20 protein-coding genes are annotated in these 16,770 nt (G+C 70.3%); 11 read left to right on the top strand and 9 right to left on the bottom strand.

What is annotated here, in order from left to right:
• Complete coding sequence (locus tag ACZ6SF_RS01105; RefSeq protein ID WP_466059585.1) at window positions 1-720, top strand: potassium channel family protein; 720 nt, start codon at window positions 1-3, stop codon at window positions 718-720.
• Between the two features lie 39 nt (window positions 721-759).
• Here the strand turns inward: ACZ6SF_RS01105 and shbA are convergent, their stop codons facing one another.
• From shbA to ACZ6SF_RS01090, 3 genes are all read right to left on the bottom strand, one after another.
• Window positions 760-1,404 (bottom strand): RNA polymerase sigma factor ShbA, encoded by a 645-nt coding sequence (gene shbA, locus ACZ6SF_RS01100; RefSeq protein WP_466059584.1) that lies wholly within the window; start codon window positions 1,402-1,404, stop codon window positions 760-762.
• A gap of 108 nt (window positions 1,405-1,512) precedes the next feature.
• On the bottom strand, window positions 1,513-2,256 hold the full coding sequence (locus ACZ6SF_RS01095) for a DUF3159 domain-containing protein (protein ID WP_466059582.1): 744 nt from the start codon (window positions 2,254-2,256) through the stop codon (window positions 1,513-1,515).
• 3 nt (window positions 2,257-2,259) lie between these two features.
• Window positions 2,260-2,664: an OB-fold nucleic acid binding domain-containing protein gene (locus ACZ6SF_RS01090; RefSeq protein WP_357423583.1), complete on the bottom strand. Its 405-nt coding sequence runs from the start codon at window positions 2,662-2,664 to the stop codon at window positions 2,260-2,262.
• 123 nt (window positions 2,665-2,787) lie between these two features.
• Here ACZ6SF_RS01090 and ACZ6SF_RS01085 point away from each other — a divergent pair, with 123 nt between their 5' ends.
• Window positions 2,788-3,477 carry an alpha/beta fold hydrolase gene (locus tag ACZ6SF_RS01085; RefSeq protein ID WP_466059579.1) on the top strand — a complete coding sequence of 230 codons (690 nt, stop codon included), beginning with the start codon at window positions 2,788-2,790 and terminating at the stop codon, window positions 3,475-3,477.
• Between the two features lie 79 nt (window positions 3,478-3,556).
• On the opposite strand, the gene ACZ6SF_RS01080 is transcribed toward ACZ6SF_RS01085, so the two are convergent.
• Both ACZ6SF_RS01080 and dut read right to left on the bottom strand, forming a co-directional pair.
• The gene (locus tag ACZ6SF_RS01080) at window positions 3,557-4,501 is read right to left on the bottom strand and encodes a DUF3710 domain-containing protein (RefSeq protein WP_466059577.1); all 945 of its coding nucleotides are present in this window, start codon (window positions 4,499-4,501) and stop codon (window positions 3,557-3,559) included.
• A gap of 1 nt (window position 4,502) precedes the next feature.
• Window positions 4,503-4,997: a dUTP diphosphatase gene (dut, locus tag ACZ6SF_RS01075; RefSeq protein WP_466059575.1), complete on the bottom strand. Its 495-nt coding sequence runs from the start codon at window positions 4,995-4,997 to the stop codon at window positions 4,503-4,505.
• A gap of 52 nt (window positions 4,998-5,049) precedes the next feature.
• Here dut and ACZ6SF_RS01070 point away from each other — a divergent pair, with 52 nt between their 5' ends.
• Window positions 5,050-5,565, top strand: a complete 516-nt coding sequence (locus ACZ6SF_RS01070; protein WP_466059573.1) for a DUF3093 domain-containing protein — start codon at window positions 5,050-5,052, stop codon at window positions 5,563-5,565.
• 13 nt (window positions 5,566-5,578) lie between these two features.
• Here ACZ6SF_RS01070 and ACZ6SF_RS01065 read toward each other — a convergent pair whose 3' ends face one another.
• A complete protein-coding gene (locus ACZ6SF_RS01065) occupies window positions 5,579-5,881 on the bottom strand; it encodes a DUF4193 domain-containing protein (RefSeq protein WP_466059571.1) in 303 nt (100 codons plus the stop codon).
• A 392-nt stretch (window positions 5,882-6,273) separates the two neighbouring features.
• Between ACZ6SF_RS01065 and cei the strand changes: the two genes are divergently transcribed.
• The gene (gene cei, locus ACZ6SF_RS01060; RefSeq protein WP_466059569.1) at window positions 6,274-6,954 is read left to right on the top strand and encodes an envelope integrity protein Cei; all 681 of its coding nucleotides are present in this window, start codon (window positions 6,274-6,276) and stop codon (window positions 6,952-6,954) included.
• Between the two features lie 44 nt (window positions 6,955-6,998).
• Here cei and ACZ6SF_RS01055 read toward each other — a convergent pair whose 3' ends face one another.
• On the bottom strand, window positions 6,999-7,910 hold the full coding sequence (locus ACZ6SF_RS01055) for an inositol monophosphatase family protein (protein ID WP_466059567.1): 912 nt from the start codon (window positions 7,908-7,910) through the stop codon (window positions 6,999-7,001).
• A 212-nt stretch (window positions 7,911-8,122) separates the two neighbouring features.
• On the opposite strand from ACZ6SF_RS01055, the gene ppgK reads away from it, so the two are divergent.
• From ppgK to ACZ6SF_RS01035, 4 genes are all read left to right on the top strand, one after another.
• A complete protein-coding gene (gene ppgK, locus ACZ6SF_RS01050; protein WP_466059565.1) occupies window positions 8,123-8,881 on the top strand; it encodes a polyphosphate--glucose phosphotransferase in 759 nt (252 codons plus the stop codon).
• Between the two features lie 168 nt (window positions 8,882-9,049).
• Window positions 9,050-10,441 carry an RNA polymerase sigma factor gene (locus tag ACZ6SF_RS01045; protein WP_466059563.1) on the top strand — a complete coding sequence of 464 codons (1,392 nt, stop codon included), beginning with the start codon at window positions 9,050-9,052 and terminating at the stop codon, window positions 10,439-10,441.
• Between the two features lie 186 nt (window positions 10,442-10,627).
• Window positions 10,628-11,833 (top strand): sensor histidine kinase, encoded by a 1,206-nt coding sequence (locus tag ACZ6SF_RS01040; protein WP_466059561.1) that lies wholly within the window; start codon window positions 10,628-10,630, stop codon window positions 11,831-11,833.
• Window positions 11,830-12,501 (top strand): response regulator, encoded by a 672-nt coding sequence (locus ACZ6SF_RS01035; RefSeq protein WP_466059559.1) that lies wholly within the window; start codon window positions 11,830-11,832, stop codon window positions 12,499-12,501. Before ACZ6SF_RS01040 ends, ACZ6SF_RS01035 begins: the two co-directional genes overlap by 4 nt.
• 7 nt (window positions 12,502-12,508) lie before the next feature.
• Here the strand turns inward: ACZ6SF_RS01035 and ACZ6SF_RS01030 are convergent, their stop codons facing one another.
• Complete coding sequence (locus ACZ6SF_RS01030; protein WP_466059557.1) at window positions 12,509-12,868, bottom strand: DUF952 domain-containing protein; 360 nt, start codon at window positions 12,866-12,868, stop codon at window positions 12,509-12,511.
• 269 nt (window positions 12,869-13,137) lie between these two features.
• On the opposite strand from ACZ6SF_RS01030, the gene ACZ6SF_RS01025 reads away from it, so the two are divergent.
• Window positions 13,138-13,332: a DUF7455 domain-containing protein gene (locus ACZ6SF_RS01025; RefSeq protein WP_036538000.1), complete on the top strand. Its 195-nt coding sequence runs from the start codon at window positions 13,138-13,140 to the stop codon at window positions 13,330-13,332.
• A gap of 100 nt (window positions 13,333-13,432) precedes the next feature.
• Here the strand turns inward: ACZ6SF_RS01025 and ACZ6SF_RS01020 are convergent, their stop codons facing one another.
• Complete coding sequence (locus ACZ6SF_RS01020; protein ID WP_466059555.1) at window positions 13,433-14,191, bottom strand: TetR/AcrR family transcriptional regulator C-terminal domain-containing protein; 759 nt, start codon at window positions 14,189-14,191, stop codon at window positions 13,433-13,435.
• Between the two features lie 270 nt (window positions 14,192-14,461).
• Here ACZ6SF_RS01020 and ACZ6SF_RS01015 point away from each other — a divergent pair, with 270 nt between their 5' ends.
• Together ACZ6SF_RS01015 and ACZ6SF_RS01010 are read left to right on the top strand one after the other, a co-directional pair.
• Window positions 14,462-16,216, top strand: a complete 1,755-nt coding sequence (locus tag ACZ6SF_RS01015) for a DEAD/DEAH box helicase (protein WP_466059554.1) — start codon at window positions 14,462-14,464, stop codon at window positions 16,214-16,216.
• Window positions 16,216-16,764 (top strand): hypothetical protein, encoded by a 549-nt coding sequence (locus tag ACZ6SF_RS01010; protein WP_466059552.1) that lies wholly within the window; start codon window positions 16,216-16,218, stop codon window positions 16,762-16,764. Before ACZ6SF_RS01015 ends, ACZ6SF_RS01010 begins: the two co-directional genes overlap by 1 nt.
• Window positions 16,765-16,770: the final 6 nt, after the last annotated feature.

The raw sequence follows: 16,770 nt of genomic DNA, 5'->3' as shown, positions 1-16,770 counted from the left end.
ATGAAAGTGGCCATCGCCGGAGCCGGGGCCGTCGGCCGCTCCATCGCCCGCGAACTGTTGCGGTCCGGGCACGACATCATGCTCCTCGAACGCCAGCTCGACCATATCGACCGCGATTCGGTGCCGGACGCGATCTGGGTGCATGCCGACGCGTGCGAGCTGCAGTTGCTCGAGGACGCCGGTCTGCAGGACTACGAGGTCGTCATCGCCGCCACCGGCGACGACAAGGCCAACCTGGTGCACAGCCTGCTGGCGAAAACCGAGTTCGGGGTCCGGCGGGTGGTGGCCCGGGTGAACGATCCCCGCAACGAATGGCTGTTCGACGAATCCTGGGGTGTCGATGTGGCGGTCTCCACCCCGCGCCTGCTCGCCTCACTGGTGGAGGAAGCCGTCACGGTGGGCGACCTGGTGCGGCTGATGACGCTGCGGCAGGGCCAGGCGAATCTGGTCGAGGTCACCCTGCCGCCGGACACCACGCTGGCCGGAAAACCCGTCCGCAACCTCACCCTCCCCCGCGATACGGCGCTGGTCACCATCCTGCGCGGCGGCCGGGTCATCGTGCCGCAGCCCGACGACCCGTTCGAAGGCGACGACGAACTGCTGTTCGTCGCGTCCAGCGAAGCCGAGGAGGAACTCCGCGTGATCCTCGCCCGGCACGGTACGGTCCCGCCGGCGGCGCCCACTCCGGGGCTCACGCCGTCACAGGACGCCGAATACTGACCCTCCGACAGCACCCGGCAGATCCGTCACCCGGTGCGCTCACGCGGCGACGGGCTGCTCGGCCCGCGCCCGCGCCCGCAGCTTGTTCAGCGCCCGGTACTGCATGACCCGGACGACGCCGGCACTGGTGCCGATCGCGGCCGCGGTTTCGGCGGCGCTCCAGCCGAGCACGATCCGCATCACCAGGACCTCGCGGTGCACCGGGTTCAGCTGCTGCATCAGTTCGCGGGCCACGGCCCCCCGTTCCGCGGCCAGCGCCCACTCCTCCGGGCCCGCCGCGGTGCTGACCGGTTCCGGGACCTCGGCCATCGGGTACGCGAAATCGGCCTGCGCGCCGCGGAAGGCGTCGGAGACCTTGTTGGCCGCGATCCCGTACACGAACGCCAGGAACGATTTGCCCTGATCGCGATAGCGCGGAATGGCGTTCACGGTCGCGATCAGCACCTCCTGCGCGACATCGTCGGCGGTGACGTGCAGATGGGCGGTGTTCCCGAGCCGGGTGCGGCAGTACCGCTGGACCAGCGGCTGCACCAGCCGCAGGATTTCGGACACCGCCGCGCGATCACCCGCGGCCGCCGGGCCCACCAGGGTGTCGAGTTCGGCGCAGACGCGGCGGCTCTGGGACAACACCGGGTTGTCACGGCCCCGCTCGGCCCGGGCGTGGGTGTGGGTATCGGTTCGCATTCGCCAGTCCTCTCGGAAGATCGTCTTCGTACAACGATCGTCCGATGAACGGCGGCGCGGTGATAGACACCAAAGGGTGGGTCATTTCCCACCCTGGCGCCCACGGGGTCAGGCGGATTCGGCGGAGTGCCGGCCGCCGGAACGGGCCGGCAGATGCCCCGCCCGGCGCACCGCCCAGACCGTCACCACCAGCGCCAGCGCGGTGAGCGGCCAGCCCATCCCGATACGGGCGGCGGCCAGCCAGCCGGTGCTGTCGGTGTCGTAGAGATGATTCTGGACCAGGTAGCGGGCGCCGAAGACCAGCACCCAGGCCACGGTGGCCACATCGTAGAGACGGACCACCCGGGGGTCCTCACGCCAGTCGCCGCCGTGCCCGTTGAGGAATCCCCACACCACACCGACCAGCGGCCGCCGGACCAGGATGGAGATGAGGAACGCGGCCCCGTAGATCAGGCTCGTGTAGATCCCGAACAGGAAGAAACCCTTGGCCTCGCCGACCCGCCAGGCGATGAGCGCGCAGATCCCCACACCCACGAACCCGGAGACGGCCGGCTGGATGGGTTCGCGCCGCACCAGGCGCCAGAGCAGGATCGCGGCCGCCACGCCGAGCGCCGACCAGATCGCGGCCGCCAGGCCGAACAGGGTGTTGACGGGCACGAAGACCAGGACGGGCAGCGTCGAGTAGATCAGCCCCGAGAAACCACCCAGTTGTTCCAGCATGGTCCGCTCGGCGGGTTCGGGGCGTTCCTCGTCGGCGGTATCGGGGTCGGCGGGGGCGTCACCGGCCGTCCGCTCCGGAACGGTCGCGGCGCGCGGCAGCGGCCGGGTTACGTACTCGTCGCTCGATGGCATACGTCAGCTGTTTCCGCGCAATTCGTAGTAGGGGTTGAAGATCACCTTACGGCCTTCGCGCTCACCGATGCGCCCGCGAACCATGATGCGCCGTCCCGATTCGATACCGGGAATCCGCCGCCGGCCGATCCACACCAGTGTGATGGCGTCGGTCCCGTCGAAGAACTCCGCCTGCACGCTCGCGCCCGCCGACTGCGTACACGAGTCGACACTGCGCAACCGGCCCAGCATCGTCGCTTCTTCGCCGCGACGGCAGTCCGAGACCCGGCAGGCGCCCGAGGCGTCGGCCTTCTCCGCCAGCTCCTCGGCGTCGAGCTGATCGATATCCTCGGTCAGCCTGCGACCGAGCCGGCGAAAATATCCGGTTGCGGACTTGTCGCCCGCTTTTCTTCCTGCCGAGGAAGACATCGCTTGCTCTCCTGTGCGCGGACGATATGGATCACATACCGTCCGAAGTTCCTTGCCACGACCCGGCTGTGGCCGTACCCGCCACTGTAGATGGGTACCGGCGGCACCGCTACGCTCGGTCCGGTGTTCGATTCCCCACCCCCGGCCGTTGTCGTCGCCCTGCCCGGGACCGGCTCGGATGCGCATTTCGCCCGCCGCGCGTTCGGCCCCGCCTGTACCGCGCTGGAGCTGGATCTGATCGCCGTGGACCCCGATCCCGCCGGGGTGATCGACAGCTGCCGCGCGGCGCTGGACGCGGCCCTGGCACGGGGGCCGGTACTGGCTGCCGGGATCTCCCTGGGCGCCGCGGTGGCCGTCGAATGGGCGGCCGGCCGGGATCGGTCCGAGGTGAGCGGCGTGGTCGCCGCGCTACCGGCCTGGACGGGTCCCGATATCGCGCACTGCCCCGCGACCCTCAGCGCCTCGGTGACGGCGGCGCAGCTGCGCGCGGAGGGCCTGGAACCGGTGATCGAGCGGATGCGCGGCAGCAGCCCGGGCTGGCTCGCCGACGCGCTGACCAGGTCCTGGCGCGGACAGTGGCCGGGACTGCCGGCCGCCCTGGAGGAGGCCGCGCAGTACAAATGGCCCGACGCGGCGGTGCTGGAGTCGCTGGCGGCCCCGCTCGCCGTCATCGCGGCCATCGACGATCCGGTGCATCCGGTCGCGGTGGGACGGGAATGGGCGGGGCGGGCGCCGCACTCGGTGCTCACCGAGATCACGCTCGACGAGCTCGGCGCCGATCCGGGCGTCATAGGACGGCTGGGGCTGCGCTAGACCGGCCACCGTGGTCGCCCACCCGGATGGCGGGCGACCACGGTCGCGGTCCGTGACCGATATCGCCCCGCCCGGGGGCTCAGCCCCGGCCCAGTTGCTGCATCGCCGACCCCTCGGCACCACGGCGGGGCTGCTGCGGCTGCTGGGGCGGCAGCACCGCGGGCGTCTGCATCGGCCGGGGCGGCTGCGAGGCGGTGGCCTGCTGCTGGGCCTGCTGTTGTTGCTGCTGCTGGTGCGCGGCGGTCAGCTGATCGGCCAACTGCTGGGGCAGCACCACCGGCAACGGTTCCCGTACCGGGAGCGCGTCGGTACCGCGGCGGATGATCGTCTCGCTCAGGACCTGGCGCGCCGCGGCGACCAGCGGGCTGCCCGCCGCCGTGGAACCCGAAGGCCCCGCCGCGACCAGCCGGATCATCCAGCGATAGCCGTCCACCCCGATGAAACGCAGATCGGCGCCCTCGGTGGCCGCCACCAGTTCCCGGCCCCACGGACCCTTCTCGACCGAGACCCGGGCGTTGTCCTTGCGCAGCGATTCCGCGAGGTCGGCGGCGACGGTGCGCCACTGTCCCTTGGATTTCGGCGCGGCGTAGGCGGCGACGGTGATCCGCCCGTGCTCGGTGGCCAGATGGACCGCCTGCGGGGTGCCCTGCGGGGTCATCTCCACCTGCAGCTGCCCACCCGGCGGCACCGGGACGATCACCGAGCCCAGATCGAGGCGGGTATCGGTGAAATTCTCCAGGACCTCGGCCACATCGTCGTAGTCGTAGGGACCGCGCCGATGCGGTTCGGTATCGGGATCGTCGATGGCCGCGTCGTAGGCGTCGCTGTAGGCCGCGCCGCCGTATCCGTCGTCGTAGCTCTCGTCGTAGTCGACGGCATACGCCTGGTCCTCGTAGGACTCGTCGTATTCCGCCCGGTGATATCCGCCCTCGTCGTATTCCTCGTACTCACCGGTGCGGTACTCACCGGTGTCGTACCGATCCTCGTCGGATCTGCGCCCGCCCGATTTCCGTCGTCCGAACATGTCAGGCCTCCTTGCCGTCCGCGGTGTCCGCACCGCCCGGCGTCAAACTCGCGTGTCCCCCACTGGATCCGTGACCGCCGGCGCCGCGGTCCGAATCGTCGAGCCGGTCCACCTCCACGAAATCGACCAGCTCCACCCGCTGCACCAGCAGCTGCGCGATCCGGTCGCCGCGGCGCAGTTCGATCGCCGTGCGCGGATCGTGGTTGATCAGGCAGACCTTGATCTCACCCCGGTACCCGGCGTCGATGGTTCCCGGTGCGTTCACCACGGAGAGGCCGGCCTTCGCGGCCAGCCCGGACCGTGGATGGACGAGACCGACGGTGCCGACCGGCAGCGCGACCGCGATACCGGTGCCGACCAGGACTCGTTCCCCCGGTTCCAGGACCACGTCCTCGGCGGTGCACAGATCCACGCCCGCATCGCCGTCGTGGGCGCGCGTCGGCACGGGGATTCCGGGGTCCAGCCGGAGCAGTGGTATCGGTGAGAGTGCGTTCACGTCCGACCAGCCTACGCGCAGGCGCGAGCCGGGTGTCGCTTAGTGTTGAGTCGTGTCCGACCAGCCCCGAAACAGCGAAACCGAGTCCCGCGTCCGGCCCGAGCCGACCGCGTATCGCGAGCGCCTCTGGGTGCCGCTGTGGTGGTGGCCGGTGGGTTTCGCGCTCGCCGGTCTGCTCGCCGCGGAGATCCATATGGGAGCTCCGGGGCTGCGGGCCTGGCTGCCCTATGTGCTGCTGTTCCCGGTGCCGGTCTGGGTGCTGTTCTGGATGAGCCGGCACCGCGTCGAGGTCGCGCCGGATACCTCCGGCACTCCCGAACTGCGGGTGGACCGCGCCCATCTACCGGTGTCGTTCGTCGCCCGGGCGACGGTCGTCGGCCGGGGCGCCAAGAGCGCGGCGCTGGGCCGCCAGCTCGATCCCGCGGCCTACGTCCAGCATCGGCCGTGGATCGGGACCATGGTGCTGCTGGTGCTCGACGATCCCGATGACCCGACGCCGTACTGGCTGGTCAGTACGCGCCGGCCCAGGGAGGTCCTGGCCGCGCTCGGGATCCCGAGCGCGGAATGACCTCACGCGCCGCTCAGGCCGCGCAGTCCATGCAGATCATCCGACCGCCGGCCTCACTGGCCAGACGGCTGCGGTGATGTACGAGGAAGCAGCTCGAACAGGTGAACTCGTCGGCCTGTTTCGGGATCACCCGAACGCTGAGCACTTCCTCGGACAGGTCCGCGCCGGGGAGTTCGAACGACTCCGCGGTATCGGATTCGTCGACATCCACGACGGCGGACTGGGCTTCGTTGCGACGCGCCTTCAGCTCCTCCAGCGAATCCTCCGACACATCGTCGGATTCGGTACGCCTCGGTGCGTCATAGTCGGTTGCCATGTCGTCTTCCCCTCGTCCTTACTCCGTATATCCGGATCGGCGCACGCCGTCTGGTTCGACCGCGGCCGCCGCCCCGCCGGTGGTGCACTTCACACCCGCACCGGTCCTCTATCAGCGCGAATCCTGGGGACTCATCGCCGTTAGCGTCCGGACAACGCGTGAGTTGCCCTGCTTGTTCCCGCGACCGAACGCCGATTTACTCATGGATGTTTCGGTCTGGGCGGGCAGACAATAGCGGACGGTGTGGAAAATGTCGCAATCGAAACCCGCCCGTGTCGAAACCGCCCGCAAATCGATACGTGTCGTCCCACCCACCGCAACCGCCCGGACAACGCGGCCGGAGCCGACCGGGTAATGCGCGCGCCACCGGCTCGGTTCCGTACAGTGTCGACGTGGTTTCTCTGATCACCGAAGGCAGCCGGACGGACGACAACGGCCGTCCCTTTCCGCGCCGACGGATGCGCCCCTGGCTGATCTTGGTCGTTGTGCTCGCCGTGCTCTGTGGCGGGCTCTGGATCAAGGCGCTGACCACCAACGACGACGATTACACGCCGATGGCCTGCAATTCGCCGAGCCCGGCCACCGATCCGAAGGCGGGCCCGCAGCCGCTGCCGGGCCAGCGGGTGGGATCGAGCCGGTTCGAGGATGTGGAGCCCGCGGCGATGGCCGATACCGCGGTCCGGGTGCTCAACGCCAACGGCCAGCGCGGGCAGGCCGCACATGTGGCGGCGCAGCTCGGCGACCTCGGTTTCGGCAGTGCGCCCGGCGAACCGTTCGGTAACGATCCGGTATACGCCAACGGCGATCTCGAATGCACCGGGCAGATCCGGTTCGGCGAGAACGGGCGCTCGGTCGCCGCCGCCGTCCAGCTGGCCATGCCGTGCGCGGAGCTCGTCGAGGACAAACGCGAGGACGACACCGTCGACCTGGTGCTCGGTTCGCTGTTCGGCGGCGATCTGGCGCCCAACAACGACGGCGAAGAAGTCCTGCGGTCGCTGCGCAACCCGGTGAGCGGGGAGAACCCCGATATCGACATCGATATGCTCGAGGCCGCCCGCGTCGCCCGCTGCTGACGCGAGTTCCCGGCGCACCGGACCCGGGGACCGGGTCTCAGGGCTCAGGGCTCGGGGATCGGCTCCGACACGCCGAGGCGGTCCAGGAGCGCGAACAGCTCCGCCCCGATCCCCGGCGCCGCCGCCACCACGAGCGTGCCCGCGGCGCCGGTATCCGACATCGGCGGTAGCCGCACCATCGCGCCCGCCTCGGCGGCGATCAGCGCCCCGGCCGCCCAGTCCCAGGGGTTGAGACCGTGCTCGTAGTGGGCGTCCACCCGGCCCTCGGCGACCATGCAGAGATCCAGCGCCGCCGCGCCGATACGGCGGATATCGCGGATATGCGGCAGCAGCTCGGCGACACACGCCGCCTGCCGGGTGCGGCGCTGCACGCCGTACCCGAAACCGGTGGCGACCAGGGCCAGGCCCGCGTCCCGCACGGGATTGCACCGCAGCGCCACATCCCGGCCCGACGGGCCGATACGGGCGGCCCCGAGACCGGAACCCGCGGCGTACAGCGTCGAGGCGGCCACATCGGCCACCGCGCCCGCCACCGGCCGTCCACCGCGCACCGCGGCCACCGACACCGCGTAGGCGGGGATCCCGTAGAGGAAATTCACCGTGCCGTCGATGGGGTCCACCACCCACACCACCTCGTCGTCGCCGGCCGCGGTGAGATCGCCGCCGCCCTCCTCGCCGAGGATGTGATCACCGGGCCGCAGCCGGGCCAGTTCGTCGCGGATCATCTGCTCGGTCTCGGTATCGACCACGGTCACCGGATCGGTCGGGGTGCTCTTGGTGCGGACCGCCCGGTCGCCGGCGCCGTCCGGGCCGAACACCTCGGGGCGCCGCGCCCGCACATGGGCGGCGGCTGTTCCGGCCAGATGGGTCGAGATGCGGCGCAGCAGCGCGGCGTCGGCGGGAGCGGGTTCAGAGGCAGCGGTGAGGGACCACGTCGATTCCGGCACATCTCCCATCGCAGCACAGATCCTGCGATCGGGGTGGCCGGGCCCGGCCATTACGCTTGTCGTGCACACCACACCGGCGGGCCGTGCCCCGGGCCGGCCGCGCGAAACCGGGTGGGAGGCAACAGCGTCGTTTCGGCACATCTCGCGCGGCCCCGGCCGCCGCGACCCGGCGAACCGGCGTACGACGACATCAGGCCAGCACAGGGAACGAGGGAACCCGCATGTCCGGTGGACGGCACGCGTTCGGTATCGATATCGGCGGCAGCGGCGTCAAGGGCGCCGCGGTCGATCTGGACACCGGAGAGCTCGTCTACGAGCGCATCAAGATCGCGACCCCGCGACCGTCCACACCGGACGCGGTCGCCGCGGCGGCGGCGGAGCTCGTGACGCAGGCGGGGTGGGACGGGCCCGTGGGCGTCACCCTGCCGTGCGTGGTCCTGGACGGGGTCGCCCATACCGCGGCCAACGTCGACAAATCCTGGATCGGCACCGACGCCCGGGCGCTGTTCGCCGCGGCGCTGGGCGGCCGGGACGTCACCGTGCTCAACGACGCCGACGCGGCCGGGCTGGCCGAGGACCGGTACGGGGCGGCGGCCCATATCCACGGGCTGGTGCTGCTGCTGACCTTCGGGACCGGTATCGGATCGGCGCTGCTCAACAACGGCTCGCTGGTACCCAACACCGAACTCGGGCATCTCGAGATCGGCGGAATGGAGACCGAGCACCGCGCGGCCGCCTCGATCAAGGAACGCGAGGATCTGACCTATCCGGAGTGGGCGGCCCGGGTCAGCACCGTGCTCTCGGGCCTGGAGGACCTGTTCTGGCCGACCGTGTTCGTCGCCGGCGGCGGGATCAGCCGCGACGCCGACCAGTGGATTCCGCTGCTCACCAACCGCACCCGCGTGGTCCCCGCGACCTTGAAGAACACGGCGGGTATCGTGGGCGCCGCCATGGCTGTCGACGCCGGAATCACCCCCTGAGGTTCTCCGCGCCACGGGCAAGGGCACACTGGTCGGATCGTTACAATGGAAGGACCCGGCGGTGAGCCGGACACCCGACCGGCGTTTTAGCCGGTAAACCCGACAGACCGCTCCGCCGGAATACTACTCTGGCGTGACGCCGCACGAGACCGTCACGAAAGGGCGTACGTGGTAGCCACGAATACCCGTCAGACAGCCGAATCGGCCGACGCCGAGGCCACGGAAGTTCCCGCGGCACGCCCGGCCCGGAAAGCCGCTGCCAAAAAGGCTCCGGCGAAGAAGGCCGCTGCCAAAAAGGCTCCGGCCAAGAAGGCCACCGCCAAAAAGGCCCCGGCCAAGAAAGCTCCGGCCAAGAAGGCGGGCAGCGCCGGCGCCCCAGGTTCGGGCGAAGAGCAGCTCGACGAGGATTCGCTGGATGTCGCGGACCTCGGCGATCTGGAGGTCTCCGAGGACGATCTCACCGACGAAGGCGACGAACTGGTCGCCGACGCCGAGGTCGCCGAGGAGCCAGAGGCCGAGGGCGAGGCCGCCGACGGCACCTCCGAGCCGACCGCGGCGGACAAGGCCTCCGGCGATTTCGTCTGGGACGAAGAAGAGTCCGAGGCGCTGCGGCAGGCCCGTAAGGACGCCGAACTCACCGCCTCCGCCGATTCGGTGCGCGCCTACCTCAAGCAGATCGGCAAGGTCGCGCTGCTCAACGCCGAGGAGGAGGTGGAGCTCGCCAAGCGGATCGAGGCCGGGCTCTACGCCGCCGAGAAGATGCGTGAGTTCACCGAGGCCGGCGAGAAGCTTCCGGTCGCCACCCGCCGCGATTTCAACTGGATCATCCGCGACGGCAACCGCGCCAAGAATCATCTGCTCGAGGCGAACCTGCGGCTCGTGGTGTCGCTGGCCAAGCGCTACACCGGCCGCGGAATGGCGTTCCTGGACCTCATCCAGGAAGGCAACCTCGGCCTGATCCGCGCGGTCGAGAAGTTCGACTACACCAAGGGCTACAAGTTCTCCACCTACGCCACCTGGTGGATCCGGCAGGCCATCACCCGGGCCATGGCCGACCAGGCCCGCACCATCCGGATCCCGGTGCATATGGTCGAGGTCATCAACAAGCTGGGCCGGATACAGCGTGAGCTGCTCCAGGACCTGGGCCGTGAGCCCACCCCGGAAGAGCTGGCCAAGGAAATGGACATCACCCCGGAGAAGGTGCTGGAGATCCAGCAGTACGCCCGGGAGCCCATTTCGCTGGATCAGACCATCGGCGACGAGGGCGACAGCCAGCTCGGCGATTTCATCGAGGATTCCGAGGCCGTCGTCGCGGTCGACGCGGTGAGCTTCACCCTGCTGCAGGATCAGTTGCAGTCGGTGCTGGAGACCCTGTCCGAACGTGAGGCGGGCGTGGTGCGGCTGCGGTTCGGGCTCACCGACGGCCAGCCGCGCACCCTGGACGAGATCGGCCAGGTGTACGGGGTCACCCGCGAACGGATCCGCCAGATCGAATCCAAGACGATGAGCAAACTGCGCCATCCCAGCCGGTCGCAGGTTCTGCGCGACTATCTCGACTAGAGGTCCCGCGTTCGCGCCACGGCCCCTGCACATATCCGGATCCCCGCGGATCCCGAGGTGTGCAGGGGCCGTGGCGCGTCCGGCCGGGCCCCACCGGCAGCGGCCGCGGCGCCGGACCGGAATCCGGGCGGCGGCCTCATCATTTCGATGGACGCCGGCCCGCCGGACGTGTGCTGAGATGGGGTGATGCAGCGGTGGTCGGCGTTATCGGCGACGGCGCGCGATGCCGTCGTCGCGGCCGGATGGTTCCTGTTCGGCACGCTGCTGTACCTGGCCGGGTTCCATATGCTGTTCGTCTCCGACGACACGCCGTCGGTCCCGATCCCGGTCCGGCTGGTGGTGCTCGCGCTGGCCTGCGCGGTGCTGTTCATCCGCCGCCGCGCCCCGGTGGCGGCCATGCTCGCCGGTCTGCTGCCGCTGGCACTGGATCTGTCGCTGGGGCCCACCCTGCCGGTCTGGCTCGTCTACACCGATCTGATCTATGCCGCCGTCGTCTACGGCACCCGGCGGCAGATGCAGGGGGCGGTGGTCGCCTGGTTGACGCTGTCCGCGATCGTGGCCGGAGTGGCACTGGCGATCACCGGTAGCTGGCGCGTGATGATCCTGGCGCTCGTCATGGCCGCGGCCTTCGTCGGCACGTCGCTGTGGTGGGGTCTGACGGTGCGCGCCCACAAGGAGACCGCGGAGGCCGAACGGGCCCGTGGCCGGGCCCTGTCCCTGGTGGCACAGCTGGACCGCCGGGCGGCGGTGGCCGACGAACGCAAGGCCATGGCCCGCGATCTGCACGATGTCATCGCCGGGCATCTGTCCGCCATCGCCCTGCAGTCGGAGGCGGCCCTGGCCGGGGTCGACGGCTCGGGCACCGATCCGCGTCTCACCGGGATCCTCACCTCGATCCGCGCCAACAGCGTCGACGCCCTCCAGGAGATGCGCACCATGATCGGCCTGCTGCGCCGCGACGACGATGCCGCCGACACCACCGCACCCGGGCGGCTCGCCCAGCTGTCCCGGCTGGTCACCGCCGCCCGCCAGGCCGGCGTCCAGGTCCGGTTCCATCAGGACACCGGCCCCGGCGCCCCACCGGGAGCCATCGATCAGGCCGCCTACCGGATCATCCAGGAGGCGGTGACCAACGCGATGAAGCACGCGCCGGGTGCGGAGGTGGGGATCGATGTGACCACCGAGGCCGGGGAACTCGTTCTCGCGGTACGCAATACGCTCCCGGCCACCCCGGCCGCGCCCGATCCCGGCGCCGGTTCCCGCCGGGGGCTGGCCAATATGGGCGAACGGGCGGCGGCATTGGGCGGCACTTTCCGGGCCGGGCCGGAATCGGGCACCTGGTGGGTGCGGGCGCGACTGCCGCTCGCCGTCGCCGCGGGAGAGACGCGATGACGATACGGGTGCTGATCGCCGACGATCACGCCGCCATCAGGGCCGGACTGCGGATGATCCTGGAAACCACCGGCGATATCGAGGTCGTCGGTGAGGCGGCCGACGGCGAGGTCGCCCTGGCCCAGACGCGGGCCCTGCGGCCGGATGTGGTCCTGATGGATGTCCGGATGCCCGGCGTCGACGGTATCACCGCCACCGGGCGGATCACCGGCGGCGATCTGGCCCGGGTGCTGGTGCTCACCACATTCGACCTCGATGAATACGTTTTCGGCAGCCTCCGGGCCGGAGCCGCCGGATTCGTGCTGAAATCGGCCTCCGGACCGGCCCTGATCGCCGCGGTCCGCGCGGTGGCCGCCGGCGAGGGGGTGCTCGCCCCGGAAGTCACCCGCGCGGTGATCGACGCATTCGCCGGAACCGGCGCGACCGCCCGGCCCGCGCCGCCCAGCGGCCTGGCCGACCTCACCGCCCGGGAACGAGAGGTATTCGACTGCCTGGGCGGCGGCCTGTCCAACGCCCAGATCGCCGGCCGCCTGTTCATCAGCGAGACCACGGTGAAAACACACGTCTCGCGGGTGCTGACGAAACTCGGCATCCGGTCCCGCGTCCAGGCCGCCATCCTCGCCCGCGAACTGGAGGACCGGCGCGAGGAGACGCCCGGCGGGCGATAGGCTCGGTTCAGTCCGCAAGCGCGGCGTAGCGCCCGTCGGGGCCCGGCCGGTAGTCGTGCACGGCCAGGACGGCCGCGACCGGCAGCGGGCCGTACAGATGGGGAAAACGCATATCGGGATCGTCGCCCGGCACCCCGGGCTCCCACCGGACCGGCGCACCGAGCCGGGTGGGGTCCAGGCGCAGCAGCACCATATCGTCGCGGTCCGCGTACAGCCGGTTGGCGGGCAGGTGCACCTGCCGCGGGGTCGACAGGTGCACGAACCCCTGCGATACCAGCGACGACGGGCGATGGGCGCCCAGTTGTTGTGCTGTAGCCCACTCACCGGGAGTACAGAGGTGAACAAGGGTGTGAGTGTCACTGGGCACGGGTAACCTCCGATACACAACTCGACAGCCGGTTCGGTAGCGGAGGCGGTGGTATCCCCCACCCGGCCCGCGGTGTTCGCCACAGGCGGAAACCGCTGGTCGTGTTAGGGAAAACACACCGATTCCCCAACGGGAACAAAGCCGATGCTCCGAACGTCTGACAGAGTAGTTACACCACTGCTGGGAAGTAGCGGAAGCGAGCCCGCGGAGTGACCACGGGCCTCACACCAGGTGAACGGTCTTGTGCCGGAAGCCAGGACGGAGGAGTCATGCCAGGAACCCTGACCAGCACCCCACTGACCGCGGTCGATCGCTGCGATCGTTGCGGGGCGGCTGCGCGTGTTCGTGCTGTTCTGCCCGCAGGTGGCGAGTTGCTCTTCTGCCAGCATCACGCGAACGAACATATGGACCGACTGCGTGAGCTCGACGCCGTCATCGATACGGAGTCCGCTCCCGCCCTCTGACCCGTCCAGGCGTCCGACACAACAGAATCGAACAACTGAATCCGCTTTCTGGCGGGCGACCGGTCTCCGGTCGCCCGCCACTTTCGTCGCGCCCGGCGCCTCAGTGACCGGTCGGCGGCGGACCGGGCAGAATCGCCGCGATCAGGCGTTCGAGGCCGTACTCGAACTCACCGTCGGGATCGCCCGGCGCCTGGTAGAGCTCTCCCACCACGGCCCCCACCCGGGAGGCGAGCGGGAAATCGGCGGCGGGCATGACACGGGTCAGCAGCGGGCCGTAGGTCTCCCACCATTCGGCGTCGGACTGTTCCCGGGCGCTGCGCGCGGCGGCGAGCGCGGTGCGCGCGTTACCGGTCGCGAACTGCGTCAGTACGGCGAGCGCCCGGTCCATATCCGGATCGTCGAGGCCGATCCCCTCGACGGCCGCCAGCTGGCGTTCGTAGCGGCGCATCCGGCCGGGTCCGAGCACCATCCGCCAGGCGGGCACCTCGAACAGCCAGGGATGGGTCAGGTACTCGTCGCGGACCTGCCGCGCCACGGCCGCCAGGCGGTCCCGGGCAGGTGCGGGCGCCGTGGGCAACGCGGCGTCGTCCTCGGCCACGGCATCCACCATCAGGGCCGTGAGGGCCTCCTTGGTGGGGACATAGGTGTAGAGGCTCATCGGCCGCAAACCGAGTTCGGCGGCGACCGCGCGCACCGAGACTCCCGCGTAGCCCTCGCGGTCGGCCAGCCCGATCGCGGCCGCGACCACCGCGTCCACGCTCACCGTCTGCCGCGGGCCGCGCGCAGGGCGGCGCGGGGGCAGTTCGTGGCGCCACAGCAGTTCGAGGAGTGCGCGCGCGGGATCGCCGTCCCGGCTCACCGGAGGCCACCGGAGACCGCGCCGTCCCCGCGGACGGCGGGATCCGATCCCGGCCGCTCGATCCGGGTTGTATCGGGGTCCGACGACCTCGGAAGCAACCGGCCGCGGCGATATCGGCCGTCGATCATGGGTCTCCCTCCGGTTCCGCGTGAGACGGCCCGGAACAAATCCGGTACCGTACGCGTTCGAATATTACTCCGTACGCCATACGATATTCCTGAGGGGTGCACCCTGCCGACCACCGAGACCACCTATCTGCCCGACCGGCATATGTTCGCATTGTGGACCTGGTCCGGCCGGGAACCGGGCCCGGCGCCGCACGGGGCCGGTGTCCCGGCCACCGTGCCACTCGTCGTACCGGGCGGCACACTCGCCCAACTCCGTACCGGCAGTGCCGGCCTGCGAGTCGCCGATGTCGCCTGCGCGCTGGTGACGCCCGACGATTTCGCCGGGCTGCCGGTGGCCGATCCCGGAAACTCCACCCTCGCTTGGCGCCGGGTGCTCGACGGCGAACCGGGACCGTTGCCGGTGGCCGCCCACGCGGTCCCGAACGCCCAGGGCACGGCGGTGCTCGCCGGCGACCACGTGCTCTCGGTGCTCGGGGACACCACCGAGGTCGCGGCCGGCCTGCGCACCGGGTTACACGCCGACCTGCGCCCCTACCAGGCTCGCGGGATCGGCTGGCTGCGCGCGACAGTGGCACGGCACGGCGGCGCCGTACTGGCCGATGAGATGGGTCTGGGTAAAACGGTGCAGGCCATCGGACTGCTGCTCGGCAGAGCGGAGCACGGGCCGCAACTCGTGGTGTGCCCGACCTCGCTGGTGGGCAACTGGGTTCGCGAGATCTCCCGCTTCGCTCCGGGCCTGCGCGCGGTGGCGTGGCGCGGCGGCGACCTCGACACCGGCCCCGCGACGGTGGTCGTCACCGGCTATCCGACCCTGCGACTGCACGGCGCGCTGCTGAAGGACACCACCTGGACCACCGTGGTCTGCGACGAAGCACAGGCGCTGAAGAATCCGCGCACCCAGGTCTCGGCGGCGGCGCGAGCGTTGTCCGCGAATGCCGTGGTCGCGCTCACCGGGACACCGGTGGAGAACCATCTCGACGAGCTGTGGGCGTTGCTGCACTTCGTGGCGCCCGCGATCTTCGGGCACCGCGCCCAATTCCGCCGCCGCTTCGTCAAACCCATCGAACAGGGCTCGGCCGCGGCGGCGGCCCGGCTGCGCGACGCCGTCGAACCGGTTCTGCTGGCACGCCGTAAAACCCAGGTCGCCGCCTCGCTTCCGCCGAAGATCCACACCGATCTGCTGTGCGATCTCACCACGGAGCAGGAGCGGCTCTACGACCGGCTGCTCGAGCGGCCGGCGCAGGAGGGCTTCGGTTCCGGCGCGCAACGCCAGGCCCGCGTGCTGGCGGCGCTGACCGCGCTCAAACAGGTGTGCAATCACCCGGGTCTCATCGACGGGGAGGACCTCGGCGAACTCGCCGGTCGCTCCGGCAAACTCGATCTGTGCGCCGATATCGTGGCCGGCAACCTCGACAACGAATCGCCGACCCTGATCTTCACCCAGTACCGGGCCACCGGTGAACTGCTCGTACGCCATCTCTCCGAACGGTTCGGGCTCACCACCCCGTTCTTCCACGGCGGGCTCACTCCCACCGAACGCACGGCGATCGTCGACGATTTCCAATCCCCCGGCGGCCCCCCGGTACTGGTGCTCAGCCTGCGTGCCGCCGGAACCGGGCTCACACTCACCCGCGCCGCGGATGTGATCCATTTCGATCGCTGGTGGAACCCGGCCGTCGAAGCGCAGGCCTCCGACCGGGTGCACCGGATCGGGCAGACCCGGACCGTCACGGTCACCACCCTCACCTCGGCCACCACCGTGGAGGAACATATCGCCGCCATGCAGCGGCGGAAATCGGCGCTCACCGATCTCGGCGACGGCAACGGGATCGCCGAACTGGCCCGCCTGGACGACGAGCGGCTGCTGGAGGTCCTGCGCCGCAAGAGGGGGAACTGATGGCGGACAACGAATTCGGTTACACCCGGTGGGGTATGGATTGGGTCCGGCTGGCCGAGCCGATCCGCCGCACCCGCCCCGAACCACTACTGCCCCGGGCGCGCAGTATCGCCCGCAACAACGGTGTCCGGGCCGAGACGGAGGGCACGATCGTGAAGGCGCATATCCACCGCGGCGGGCACGCCTCGGTGACCCATATCGAATTCACGCCCTTCGACCGGACGGTGGTCACCGCGCTCACCACACTCCTCGGCGGCGATCCGGCCGCACTCACCGACGAGATGCACGCCGCGGCAGTGGCCGAGGGGATACCGGTGGCGCCGCGCCCCGGCGCGATCGACTGCTCGTGCACCGCGCGCAGCGCGCACTGCGTCCACGTGCTGGCCACCTTCTACGAACTCGCGCGCCGGGTCGACGAGAATCCGCACTTCGGGCTCGATCTCCAGGGCTATCGATCGCGCCCGGCCGCCGCGGTGGATGACCCGGCCGAAGCGCCGCGCTGGATACCGCTCGAAGCCGTCGACCCCGCCTGGTATTTCGAGATCTGACCGGCG

The organism is Nocardia sp. NPDC049935, assembly GCF_055586645.1.
The sequence above is the reverse complement of the archived record's forward strand: the minus strand, read 5'-3'. Positions and strand labels throughout refer to the sequence as shown.